The organism is Cupriavidus pampae (assembly GCF_914271485.1).
Classification (GTDB): domain Bacteria; phylum Pseudomonadota; class Gammaproteobacteria; order Burkholderiales; family Burkholderiaceae; genus Cupriavidus; species Cupriavidus pampae.
The window spans coordinates 13,137-24,168 of record NZ_CAJZAG010000016.1; the positions used below are offsets into that span (position 1 = coordinate 13,137).

Below are 11,032 nucleotides of genomic sequence, written 5' to 3' on the forward strand. Positions count from 1 at the left end.
CCCACCGGGATGGTGGGCATAAAGGGTCTTTGGTGTCGAACGGGAAACATCACCAAGAACGTGCAGTCTAATGCAATTAGACATTCTGACTTTCGATTTTACGGCAAAATTACAACTTTCTCGCCGCGATCTATTGGCGCGACTTTGGAGACCAGCAACTGATCGATCTTGTGATTGTCGATGTCAAGCACCTCGAACCGGAACCCTCCGATCACTATGAATTCCGACTTCTTTGGCACGCGCTTCAACGCATAGATGACAAGTCCCCCTGCGGTGTCAACGTAATCTTCACCGGCCAAAGACTCGGTACCGAGAGCCTTCTTAAGGTCACCGATCGGTGTGACGCCGTCCACAAGCCACGATGACTCATCGCGCCGCACGACCTGCTCATCGCTATGCGAATAGAGCACATCTCCCATCAAAGCGCCGACGATATCGTCGAGGGTGACCACGCCTACCATAAACCCATATTCGTTCATTACTACCGCGAAACTTTCGTGAGTTTCCCGGAAACGCGTCAAGGACTCCGACAGCGTCAACGTATCCGGAACTACAAGGACATTCTTGTCATGAAGGTGCCCGATGGCCCCCAGCGCGGCCCCCTCCTCTTCCGACACCAGGTGACGCAAGATGTCCTTGGCGTTAAGGTAGCCAAGCACCTCATCAAGGTCGCGGCCGCAGACCGGATAGTGGGCATGGGGACGATTGACTAGCTTACTTCGCACGCTCTCCCGCGTCTCTTCAAGCCCCAGATAGACGACCTGATCGCGCGGGGTCATCACCGCCGTGATGATCTTTGAGTCCAACTCGAAAACGTTTTCGATTAGATGAAGCTCTTGCTTGCGCAATACCCCCGCTTCCGCGCCGGCATCTACCATTGCCGCGATATCAGCTGTCGTTATGTCGTCGGTGGGCAAGGTCTTCAAGCCGCATAGCCGCAACATCGTGTCGGCAACCGAGTTAAATGCCCAGACGAGTGGCCTCAACAATTTTAGAATCGCGAGAAGCGGCTCGATTACCATGACTGCACACGTCTCCGGATATGCCATCGCCACGCGTTTTGGAACAAGATCCGCAAACTGGATAAATAAGAGCGTCACGATGACTAGCGCCACGATGTCCGCCGTGCGACGGGCAATGACTGCCTCCATGTAAGGTGACACGAGATCGAGTACGAGGTCGGAAAGGTACTTTTCCCCCAGCACACCCGCTAGGATGGCCACGCTATTCACCCCGATCTGTGCCGCGGTAAAGAAATGCCCAGGTTGCTCCCTGAGCAAAAGCACTTTCGCCGCACGATGGTCGCCGCAATCCGCTCGCATTTGCAGCTTAGTACGCCGCGCGGCTGTCAATGCGATCTCCGACACGGAGAAGAAAGCACTGATCAAAGTCAGTGATATGAGGATGAGAATGCCCATCGTCTTTGGATACCTTTTTTAATCTTTCGCTTAAAAAGACTACATCATAATGTCGGCTTAACCATGGTCTGCCAGATAAATTCTATAAAATTTAAGAATTACTAAACTCCAAATCTAAAACTTATGCTTTATTGTTAGATAGTTTTGTAACGTCTGGCATACCATGTTCTCTGCGTTTCATGCTTATTAACCCTCTTCGTGAGAATGTGGAAATGAAAAAAGAGTCATTGGAATTTGCCCATAACTCACACACAGTAGAAATCTCGCTCCATCGTGACGACTATCAACGTGCGGAAGCTGCGGCAAGGGCACTTGGATATGATCTCGCTAGCTTTATCAAGCTCACCGTGCACCAACAATCGGCTGCGGTTCTCTCCGGTAAGATTCGCTCATAACGAGTAGATTTCCTCGACGCTATGATTACTCCGAAATTGTTCACGCATGTTTTCGCCTCCACCATCGAAAATATTCATCGCGTCGTCGATGGGGACAATGCGACGGCGGGAGCGCTTCCGTACGAGCCCCGTGTTCCTGGAAGGGTGCAGGAATTCGATGTGCGTTGTCACGAGCAGATAGATCGCATGTGCGAGCAATTCGCTGCAGTGCTAGGCACGGCGACGCCCTCCGATGGATTACATGACATGCTAGAGCGGTCGTTTAACCGCTGCCTGCTCTCGATCACGGACACATTAGCCGTCAGCGCGATGTGCAGCCAGGCTGACCATCTTCTCCAGCTCCAATTCGAGCGTCGCAGCACCCTGCAACGGCCAATCAACGATGCGCAGTCGTTTCGACATCGCTCACTGCTGTACGGCGTGCGCGACATGCTCGAACAATCGGCCGAACTGCTTCGCACGTGGGTGCAGTTACCCGATTACATGCGTGAAGGGCTGGCGAGTTGTCAGACATCTCTTCGTGAAGTCTCGACTGGGTTGACCCAACGAGCCCTCTCGATGACCCAGTCGGGCACGGCTGAGGTCGCGATTCTCTCCCGAGACATCCAGATCACGTTCGCGATGTGGCATGCGGGGGAGATGGGGCATTCGCCCGACACACGCAGCTAGTCTCGCCAAACGTCAGGGCGTTTTATGTACGTCGTCAGGCATACGTTCCTTGACACGCAAGCGGAAGACACCCTTTTTGCTGCGTCCCAGCCCCCCGTATGTCCAGACGCAGGCCTCCCCGTGCGCACAAATCCGCTAGCAGGCGCACCATGCATCCCCCAGGCGTGCGTCCGTCACCTGCCGTAGCCAGACGTCTCGTGATCTCTGTGTCGCCGATATAGCTCCAGCCGCCGAGGGCAACCGTCAACAACGGCCCGTGTCGAGACCCTGCCTTGGCGGGCAGGAAGTCTAGCGTCAGATCGCTCTTCAATAATGATTCCGCACGGAGCCTGGTCTTAAGTGATCGATCGATGCAATGGCACTCGTCCCATTCGGAGACCTTGTGGATACGCACTCCGTCCTGCAATGCGGAGAAGGTGATCGTTTTATGCGCCGGCGTATCGAACCGGTATCGGCTTGATGCGCTTGTGAGTGCCTGCCGGTCAAGATCCAGCATATCGAATAGCGTGACCGTCTCCAGCAGGCAATCCGCCAGAGAGTTGGAATCCTGCTCGCTCGAGAACGCTCGACAGACCTTCTGCAGGAGTGTCTCCGCGAAATTCAGCCCCCTTTCGTTGCCTTCGGCACTGTCCAGCTGCGAGTCGACCTCGGGCTCATCATCGGGAAAGTCCATCACCAGTTTCGTCCCTTTCACGATGCATTGTTCGAACATCGCCGCTGCCTCGAAGATGGTCTTTTTGCTATTCGCCACTATCACGGAGTCTTCCCCGGGTAGAATCGCGGCTCTCGGTACAGAGGAAATTAGCGTACTCGTCATGCTGGTTGCGGCTCTCGAAGCGCCCGCGCGGCAGGGTAGCCGTGCCATCACGCTAACCTGGAACTATACGGCGGGCACCGATCGCCACTATCGACTTCCGACGGGACTCTTCCGATTTTTCACAATCGCCCAGCTTCGTCCCGTCGCCGGAACGTCAGACCTCGATCAATCCGAACCGCCTGGCCCAGTAGGAAACCTCTGCCGCGTTATGCGCATCGAGCTTGCGCATAACGTTCATGCGGTGTGTCTCGACAGTTTTCAGGCTCACGAACAGTTCTTCCGCGATCCTTCGGGTGCGCTTTCCCTCCGCTATCATCTTCAGTACCTGCCGTTCGCGCACGGTGATCTTTGTGGCACTGTCCGTCCCCGCTGGAGACAGACATTCTCCATCGACCTGTATTTGCTCCGCCTTCATCGCAGGATCAACGTGCCTACAGCCCCGACTTACCGCCGCCAGCGCGGAGGACAGTTCTCTTGATCCGCTTCGCTTCAGCACAAATGCGTGAGCACCGGCCTTGAAAGCCTGGGTCGCGCGGATCTCCGAGACGACGCCGGATAGAACAACGATCGAGAGCGCTTCGCGCGATCGGCGCATTTTGGCAATCGCATCGACGCCATCAAGAGAGCTGAGTTGGAGATCCATGATCACAAGATCGGGACGCAAACTCTGGCAAAGCGAAACGGCCTCAATGCCGTCGGAGGCCTCGCCTACCACGATCGTCCCGCCCAGTTCGCGGAGTATCAGTTTGAGCCCCTCACGCATGACCGCGTGAGGGTCGACAAGCAGGACGCGCTTTCGCGTGTCGGACAGCGTGGTCGCGGATACGTGATAGGCACCTGCGGCGCGTCCTGTCGTATGTCCATTGAGGTCAGCCATTTCCATCTCCTTCATTCCGTTTGCAATTCTTTGACCCTTCAGCGCACCGTTTCATGTGTCCGGAGGCTGTATGGAGAGAAGCGTACGGCTCAAGAATGAGGAGAGAATGAGACATCTACCTCATGGAGTAACTTACCCACCGAAGCGTCGATGCGAGAGCGCGACAAAAAAACTGAAGTATCGGAAGAATCACTAAAGCACCGTCTCCGCAACCTGCCAAGATACCCGCAGTAGACCTGCATCCTGTTTCAGGTGATTCCCCGAGAGCGCCTCTAACTGGCCGCGTTTACCCTCTCGGGTAGTAATCATGCACAAGCGAGAGGTGAAATCCGTCATGTTCGCAACGGAACTAGAGAATCGACTGGCCCAGGATATCGATGGGCGGTACGCCCGTTTCCTCATCGCTGAACTACACGCGATGCGACATGAGGTGCGCGCCGCATTGTGCGCTCCCCAGATCCCCGCGGAGCGAGAGCAACTCCAACGTTTGGACGGTGTATGCGACGCGGCACTGCAAGCGGTGCGCCGCATATCGCGGCGAATGACCAAAGTGCGCGTGCACGGCAATCTCGGCATAGGCCCTGATGGCGACACTTCGGGTGATCAAGATAGGGGTTTTGCCGCCCGTCCGAGCTTTCATCCTTACCTATGAGTTGTCGACAGGGACACCCATGCACCACGACTTATCCCCGCACGCGCCGGCATCCGTCGCGATCACTGACGCAAACACGGACACCGTGACGCGATATCTCGAACATCGCGGCATCGCCACGGAAATCGCCTATCTCGGCGAGACGGAATTCGAGCTCGGCCGCTCTGCAACCCTGGGCGATCTCGCGCTGATCTATCGCGTCGAGGACCATGCGCTGTTGATCTGCGAGATCCGGTCGCTCCAAACGCCCGAAAGCCTCGGCTCAGCACTCCGGCAATTCGTCAGATTTGTCCTCCAGCTTAACGGGACATTGACCGGCATTGATGTCGTCCGGGGCATCCTACCCTTTATCGCGCAAGGTGCGGGGCGCCAGCTACAAGAGCGCCTGTGCCGCGTCTACCTGCGCCGCGGGGCCCGCGCTATCCACCGATCCGATGGCGATGTCGAGATCGAGTTCGCGATTCACAGCTCGCATTGCACAGCGCTTGAAAGCGTTTGACCGCGCAAATCAGGCCGCCTCCGCGCACACCCCTTCCCCCCACCCCACTCTCCGGGCCGCTCGCTCGATCGGCCCCGTACCTACCCTTCCCTTCTTCCCTTCCCTTCCCTTCCCTTAGACACAACAGGCAAGGGCCTACAGCGCCAAGGATCAATAGACTGATTGTCGAAACAATAACACCATTAATCGGAAAACGTAAAGCCGCGAAACATATCTTTTCTTCAACTTAACTTCCGTAATTGTAGATATTCTTATCCTTAATTCAATAGCTTATTAACAACTGATCTGAGCATCGCTAACATCTACCCTCTAAGATTTCGATGCGTCTGCGCGTGCGCAAAATAGCCGATTGGTCCGGGGTCTAAACCACGTAAAGTTCAGGTGATTGCCTGATCCGCATGGGCGAATATTCGAGCGATCCTGTCGACCATGGATAGTACGAACTGAGGGCGATAATGATGGTTGCTGTGAAGATGATGGTTTTTGGCAAGCCGGGGAAGCTGGACCTCAAAGGCACCCTGCACTCTATCGACCGAGCCACCTTGGTGCTTGCCGATCCGGCATCCGAGGTTATCGATCCATCCGCTGAAGTCGCTACCTACAGCTTCGCGTCAGGCATCTTTCAGCAAATCTACAGCGAAATGGGCGTACTGACCGCCAGCTATCGCAGCGGCACGCCCTTCTGGCGCGCACCGGTAAAAGCCGTTTCGCTGCCTGCTCCAACAGTGAAGGTCCTGTTGCATCTGGCCCCTGTGGAACCACAGGCAATGCTCAGATTCGCCTATGCCTATTGCCTCAGCCAAGAACCGGAATATTTTTCCCGACTGCTTCATCATCTGGTCGACGGGAGCCGGGACTTTTTCCAGTTTGTCGAAGCAAACAGCATGTCGGCGTGGCCCACCGAGCAATACGCACGAGAACTCGGTATTACCGTCAGAAAGCTCAATATGCTTTTCTACGAGAAGTTCGGAGTATCTGCGAAGCACTGGTTACTCGAGAGGCGCCTGCAAGAAGCAAAGCGACTTCTGCTTCATACCTCTTTGAAAATCACCGATATAGCGGAGGAATGCGGTTTCAATAGCCATTCACATTTTACCGTAAGTTTCAGGCGGAGATTCGCGGCCTGCCCGCGATGGATTCGTCAGTATCCTAATGGCAGTACGTTAATCAACAAGGATTGATCATGTCAAATCAAAGCCTGCTTGGCTATCTCGACGTATCTGTGAAGGACAGTCAACTTCGCAGCGAAGCGGCTATGAAACAGGCCGCGACAACAGGGGAGACGATCGACTTCCTTGCGGCCCAGGAATCGCTAGGCGACACCCAGATCAAGACATCCATGTATTCGGGGATGCTGAAAGCGCTGCATGATATGCAGATGAAGATCGTTTCGAGCATCAACTAACATGGACGCGCTCACTCGGGACCGACGTAGATTGCTGGCGGAAATTGCCATGGCGGCAGCCGGCCAGCGGTTGCAGGACGAAGCTCGCGCGATGCAATCGTCGCTAGACCTGCTGATTGCTGATGCAGAGGCGCGCGACCTGTGCAGCTTCTGCATCTTCACCCAACTTGGCGACCGCGCTTCCGCACAGGCATCGCTCGGCCAGCACCATCATCCAGCGGCTCTTGCGCTGCTTGCCATATCGAACAGCAGTCATCCACACAGCCGTACAGCACGGCTCATTCGATAAACGTTTGCGCTGTGGCGGGGGGACCGCCTGCTTACCTCCCTCACACAGACTCTGGAGAGTCATTATGTCAACACTCGTTACCCCACCCGTCGAAAGTGTGTCGGCCGTCGCAAGCAACAGTATCGCGACAGCACCGATGCAAAGCGATATTGATTCGTTCAATGACATGTTGACGGCGAAGGCGACTAAACCCGAGCACGAGCTCGTGGCCAACGTCCTCTCTGTCGCACGAAGCACGTCACGGCCGCCGGAATTCGTCCAGCAACTCGGCGCTCCCGACATCGTCTCAACGCTGGATTTGCAAGCATCCACCCAGAGCGCGGCGCGACAGATGGTGGTGCTTGCAAAGGTGCTTGGCTCCGCTGCAACGGGCATCAACAAAATCACGTCGATGCAATGATCACTGTACGCACTCGACTATTCCTGCTTAGCGCGGTGCTGGTACTTGCTGGCTGCAAGGTGACACTCCTCGCATCGGTACCCGAGACTGAAGCTAATCAGATGATGGCGCTACTACTGCTGCGGAGCATTCCTGCGGAGAAGGTTGCCGAGAAAGGTGGCGCGGTATCGCTACGGGTGGAAAAGGGCGATTTCGTCAACGCTGTGGAGGTCTTGCGCCAAAACGGACTGCCGCAGCAAAAACGCCTCGGCATCGAAGACCTTTTCCCCTCAAACCAACTGGTGACCTCTCCCGCACAGGAGCGCGCAAAGATGGTCATGCTCAAGGAACAGCAGTTGGAAAGCATGATCTCTGCGATGGACGGCGTGATTGCGGCGCGCGTCACCATCGCTCAGAAGGTGGACGAGAACGGCAAGCTCTCCGGTACGCCATCCGCCGCGGTGTTCATCAAATATTCGCCGCAATTCAACCTTGCTAATCAGGAAGTCCAGATCCGCAGCCTCATTACCGATGGTGTCCCGGGTATCACGGCGAACCAGGTCAGCGTCGTCATGCAAGGTGCGGAGTACCGCTATAGCAACGCGACGCAGGCGAAGGCCGATGTGTGGGATTGGCGACAGATCCTGCAAAAGTACCCCGCATACGCAGCGGCCTCCGCCGCCGCCCTCTCGCTGATGCTTATCGTCACCTTCGGCGCGGGACTCCGTGCCGTCGTACGCAAACGAGGGAAGCATGAGCTCAAACAAGCAGGCTGATGTGCCGCCTTCTCGCGAAACCCGACAGATCTGCCCGGGGGTTGCGAGGCTTCACGTGCTCGGCTGGCAGCCTGGGGCGTTTCTGAGCGGCGAGTGGTGGGACGAACTCGACCTTGCCGCGTGGAGAATCGATTACCACAGCGCCGCGTCCTGCCGACGCGCCATCGATCGCCTCATCGTCAAGCGCCGCGGGTTTCCTTCCGGCCCGCTTCCGGCCGCCCTCAGCGTAAGCCAGCGGCGCTTGCTAGAGCTCGAAACGCGCCTGCCGGGGTTGCTCGCGGCAATGGGGTTCTACGCGCTAGGGCAACCACGCCTGCTGCACATGCGCAGCGTTCGCGAGGAGCTTGCCGTCGTGCTGGACGAGCAGGCGCTGAATCAGCTCGCCATCCTCACGCCGCAACGCACCGTCAGCGAGCCCTTCTCTGTGTTCTCGGGTATGTGTGGCCTTTTGCTAGGCTTGGGCACGAGTTGGATGCAGCGTGATCACGGTGCCTGCGCCGCGTGGCAGAGCCTTGCCATTCGCTTTCCGCCGCCGGCCGCCCATGCTTCGCTGCCGCCCGACACCGACGGGGCGGAGGCATTATTCCGCCTAAGCAGGTTCCTATGAACATCTTCAAGCTCCGTATTGCCACCCTCCAACTGGATGCGTCCCCTGCCGGAAAAGTAGTGGCCCGGGAAACGGTTAGCGCTCAGGTGGAGGCAGACGCCATTGTGGCGCGCGCGCGCGGCAAAGCCGCGCGCATCCTGTGTTCCGCACGCCGCGCGCGCGCCGACGCCCGGCGCCAGGCGCGCGAACGCCTGGTCGAAGCCGAAATCGCCTCTATCGCGCGGGCCAACGAGGCTGCGGTGGCGGCGGCACACGAGGCGGCGGCCGAGGCCCTACGCTGGACCGTCCACGCCGACCACATCGAGGAAACGCTGGCAAGGCGGGTGGAGCGGCAATGTCGCGACCTTGTCCGCCGCGTCGTCGTGCAATTCGCGGGCGAGGCCGACCGTGGCGCCTTGATCGCGGCACGCGTGGCAGCGGAGCTCGATCGGGTGAAGGTCCATGAATCTCTCACCATTTTTGTCTCCACCTGTGACGCGGAAGTGGTCCGCCATGCCGTGGGCGCCGCTCCGGCGAGGGGGATCGCAATCCAAATCGACGCGTCATTGCCGCCCGGCTCTGCCCGACTCGAAAGTCCGTACCTCTACATCGCACTGGATCTGGACGCGCATCTCAGGCTTTTACTCGATACCTTGAGCGCCCCGCCTGAACGATCGTAGATACACGCCCCCTGGCAACGCGAACGCGCGAATATTATGACCAATCTCGTCAATTTCAACCGGTACTCCTCAGCTCCATCGACGCCGGTAACACCGGTCGCCGACGCCACTGTGCGCGATGCGGGTTCCAGCCTGCGTCGCCCGTACCAGGTCAGTTCCGCCACTTCCGCCATGGAGATGGCCGCCAAGACGCTCGCGGCCGCAAGTATAGGGCGCCCTACGTACGCGAGCATCCACAATGCCAAGCTCAGCGCTCTGCTGAAAGGCCAACGCCGAAACGATGCGCTGCTCTCGCGCAACGTCGTCAACCATCTTTCACGCAGGATGATCCAATTGCGCGATCCGCGTATGGAGGACCTGATGCGCATGGCGCCCGAGGACGACGATGTCGACGTCGTCATGCGTTCGCTGCGCCGAAAGTCGCTGCAGCCGGCCGCGATGGCCCTGATCGTGTCGAGCTTAGCCCTGAATTGCCCGCCTGGCAGGCGCCGCATGCGGCTCGACCGTGAGCTCGACCGCATTCTGTCGGACGGATCCGACTGGGATTTCGGCCTGCTCGGCTGGCTCGAGTTCGGTACTATCGATCAAAACTACACCACGCAGATGAAGGCGTTGTATCAGCGCGCCATGACCAGCACCGGCGAGCTCGCCAAGTTTTTCGACCGTCTGCGCAAAGTGCCGCATCGCCGAAAGAAGATCGGGATCCTAATCGAGGCCCTCGGGGCGGAGCTCTCTGGGCTTGAGAACGACCCACCGGAGGGCGCGCACTTAGCCGCCGTCATCAAGGATCTGCGGAGGCTCCTCGTCTTCCTCGGCTTCGATGAAGCATGCGGGGCCATTGTCATGCACTGCGATACACCGGGGCTGACGGATGACTTCATCCTGCATCTGGTCATCCGCATGATCGATCAGTTCTCCATTTACGACGAATGGATCGAGAACCAACTGACGGAAGTTGAACTGACGAAGGAGCGAAAGATCACACTCCTGCACGAACTCATCCGCCTGTTCAAAATGTTTCCGGATACCTGCTTCCGTGACCCGGATCAGCGCAAGCAGATCGTCGATGCGATCCAAGCAGCCATCGCTGCACACGGCACGGCCCCTCCTATGGAGGACCGACCGAATGGGCTGCAGGATAGGGAACGTCATACCGAGGGGACGCATGGACCTGCGCAATCGTAGGAACATCGAGTGCCTCATGAAGTTGATGGAGGTACGCGATGTCATTGCCGCGCCTCATATCGAACTCGCCGATCGCGGCCTGAACGTCATTTTCGAACTCCATGCGGAGCGGATGTTGATTTCCACCGCCATGTCCATCGAAGCCTCGGATCGCGACTCGCATATGCGGACGATCGCCTCGCGCTGGAGACCGGAACACTCCGAGGGGTTACCGATGCGCTTCTTCTGCACGGATATGCAGCTGGTGGTCTCGGCATTCCTGCCTGCTGGCAGCAATGCCGAGGCATGGTATCGAATCGTAAAGCTTCAGCGCAGATATGTGGAAAGCCTGAGGCACACGATCGACAGTCATCCAGATTAGCCACCCGCATCGACGGCACGACATCGCGGGCCTCGCCGCACGCA

Annotated in this window: 15 protein-coding genes; 12 read left to right on the forward strand and 3 right to left on the reverse strand. The window is 57.7% G+C overall.

The window, feature by feature from the left end; genetic code table 11:
* Positions 1-98: 98 nt before the first annotated feature.
* Complete coding sequence (locus LDO41_RS30890; RefSeq protein WP_223995212.1) at positions 99-1,418, reverse strand: hemolysin family protein; 1,320 nt, start codon at positions 1,416-1,418, stop codon at positions 99-101.
* Positions 1,419-1,834: 416 nt separating this feature from the next.
* Here LDO41_RS30890 and LDO41_RS30895 point away from each other — a divergent pair, with 416 nt between their 5' ends.
* Positions 1,835-2,482 carry a hypothetical protein gene (locus LDO41_RS30895; protein WP_223995214.1) on the forward strand — a complete coding sequence of 216 codons (648 nt, stop codon included), beginning with the start codon at positions 1,835-1,837 and terminating at the stop codon, positions 2,480-2,482.
* Positions 2,483-2,516: 34 nt separating this feature from the next.
* Here LDO41_RS30895 and LDO41_RS30900 read toward each other — a convergent pair whose 3' ends face one another.
* Together LDO41_RS30900 and LDO41_RS30905 are read right to left on the reverse strand one after the other, a co-directional pair.
* Positions 2,517-3,233 carry a hypothetical protein gene (locus tag LDO41_RS30900; protein WP_223995216.1) on the reverse strand — a complete coding sequence of 239 codons (717 nt, stop codon included), beginning with the start codon at positions 3,231-3,233 and terminating at the stop codon, positions 2,517-2,519.
* Positions 3,234-3,453: 220 nt separating this feature from the next.
* Positions 3,454-4,176, reverse strand: a complete 723-nt coding sequence (locus LDO41_RS30905; protein WP_223995218.1) for a response regulator — start codon at positions 4,174-4,176, stop codon at positions 3,454-3,456.
* 334 nt (positions 4,177-4,510) lie between these two features.
* On the opposite strand from LDO41_RS30905, the gene LDO41_RS30910 reads away from it, so the two are divergent.
* From LDO41_RS30910 to LDO41_RS30960, 11 genes are all read left to right on the forward strand, one after another.
* Positions 4,511-4,828, forward strand: coding sequence for an EscE/YscE/SsaE family type III secretion system needle protein co-chaperone (locus LDO41_RS30910; RefSeq protein ID WP_223995220.1), 318 nt, complete (start codon positions 4,511-4,513; stop codon positions 4,826-4,828).
* 19 nt (positions 4,829-4,847) lie between these two features.
* Positions 4,848-5,327: a hypothetical protein gene (locus LDO41_RS30915; RefSeq protein ID WP_223995222.1), complete on the forward strand. Its 480-nt coding sequence runs from the start codon at positions 4,848-4,850 to the stop codon at positions 5,325-5,327.
* 455 nt (positions 5,328-5,782) lie between these two features.
* A complete protein-coding gene (locus LDO41_RS30920) occupies positions 5,783-6,508 on the forward strand; it encodes a helix-turn-helix domain-containing protein (protein ID WP_223995224.1) in 726 nt (241 codons plus the stop codon).
* Between the two features lie 2 nt (positions 6,509-6,510).
* A complete protein-coding gene (locus LDO41_RS30925; protein WP_223995226.1) occupies positions 6,511-6,732 on the forward strand; it encodes a hypothetical protein in 222 nt (73 codons plus the stop codon).
* Position 6,733: 1 nt separating this feature from the next.
* Positions 6,734-7,021, forward strand: a complete 288-nt coding sequence (locus LDO41_RS30930; RefSeq protein ID WP_223995228.1) for a DUF1039 domain-containing protein — start codon at positions 6,734-6,736, stop codon at positions 7,019-7,021.
* Positions 7,022-7,085: 64 nt separating this feature from the next.
* Positions 7,086-7,421 (forward strand): hypothetical protein, encoded by a 336-nt coding sequence (locus LDO41_RS30935; RefSeq protein WP_223995229.1) that lies wholly within the window; start codon positions 7,086-7,088, stop codon positions 7,419-7,421.
* A complete protein-coding gene (sctJ, locus tag LDO41_RS30940) occupies positions 7,418-8,176 on the forward strand; it encodes a type III secretion system inner membrane ring lipoprotein SctJ (protein ID WP_223995230.1) in 759 nt (252 codons plus the stop codon). Before LDO41_RS30935 ends, sctJ begins: the two co-directional genes overlap by 4 nt.
* Complete coding sequence (locus LDO41_RS30945) at positions 8,154-8,783, forward strand: type III secretion system domain-containing protein (RefSeq protein ID WP_223995231.1); 630 nt, start codon at positions 8,154-8,156, stop codon at positions 8,781-8,783. The genes sctJ and LDO41_RS30945 overlap by 23 nt, the downstream gene beginning before the upstream one ends.
* Positions 8,780-9,442: a FliH/SctL family protein gene (locus LDO41_RS30950; protein WP_223995232.1), complete on the forward strand. Its 663-nt coding sequence runs from the start codon at positions 8,780-8,782 to the stop codon at positions 9,440-9,442. The genes LDO41_RS30945 and LDO41_RS30950 overlap by 4 nt, the downstream gene beginning before the upstream one ends.
* 36 nt (positions 9,443-9,478) lie before the next feature.
* The gene (locus LDO41_RS30955; RefSeq protein ID WP_223995233.1) at positions 9,479-10,627 is read left to right on the forward strand and encodes a TyeA family type III secretion system gatekeeper subunit; all 1,149 of its coding nucleotides are present in this window, start codon (positions 9,479-9,481) and stop codon (positions 10,625-10,627) included.
* Positions 10,628-10,643: 16 nt separating this feature from the next.
* Positions 10,644-10,988, forward strand: coding sequence for a hypothetical protein (locus tag LDO41_RS30960; RefSeq protein WP_223995235.1), 345 nt, complete (start codon positions 10,644-10,646; stop codon positions 10,986-10,988).
* Positions 10,989-11,032: the final 44 nt, after the last annotated feature.

Coding starts and splice junctions, on each gene's coding strand:
- LDO41_RS30890 (WP_223995212.1), bottom strand. CDS start 1,418: ATGGGCATTCTCATCCTCATATCACTGACTTTGATCAGTGCTTTCTTC.
- LDO41_RS30895 (WP_223995214.1), top strand. CDS start 1,835: ATGATTACTCCGAAATTGTTCACGCATGTTTTCGCCTCCACCATCGAA.
- LDO41_RS30905 (WP_223995218.1), bottom strand. CDS start 4,176: ATGGCTGACCTCAATGGACATACGACAGGACGCGCCGCAGGTGCCTAT.
- LDO41_RS30910 (WP_223995220.1), top strand. CDS start 4,511: ATGTTCGCAACGGAACTAGAGAATCGACTGGCCCAGGATATCGATGGG.
- LDO41_RS30915 (WP_223995222.1), top strand. CDS start 4,848: ATGCACCACGACTTATCCCCGCACGCGCCGGCATCCGTCGCGATCACT.
- LDO41_RS30920 (WP_223995224.1), top strand. CDS start 5,783: ATGATGGTTGCTGTGAAGATGATGGTTTTTGGCAAGCCGGGGAAGCTG.
- LDO41_RS30925 (WP_223995226.1), top strand. CDS start 6,511: ATGTCAAATCAAAGCCTGCTTGGCTATCTCGACGTATCTGTGAAGGAC.
- LDO41_RS30930 (WP_223995228.1), top strand. CDS start 6,734: ATGGACGCGCTCACTCGGGACCGACGTAGATTGCTGGCGGAAATTGCC.
- LDO41_RS30935 (WP_223995229.1), top strand. CDS start 7,086: ATGTCAACACTCGTTACCCCACCCGTCGAAAGTGTGTCGGCCGTCGCA.
- sctJ (WP_223995230.1), top strand. CDS start 7,418: ATGATCACTGTACGCACTCGACTATTCCTGCTTAGCGCGGTGCTGGTA.
- LDO41_RS30945 (WP_223995231.1), top strand. CDS start 8,154: ATGAGCTCAAACAAGCAGGCTGATGTGCCGCCTTCTCGCGAAACCCGA.
- LDO41_RS30950 (WP_223995232.1), top strand. CDS start 8,780: ATGAACATCTTCAAGCTCCGTATTGCCACCCTCCAACTGGATGCGTCC.
- LDO41_RS30955 (WP_223995233.1), top strand. CDS start 9,479: ATGACCAATCTCGTCAATTTCAACCGGTACTCCTCAGCTCCATCGACG.
- LDO41_RS30960 (WP_223995235.1), top strand. CDS start 10,644: ATGAAGTTGATGGAGGTACGCGATGTCATTGCCGCGCCTCATATCGAA.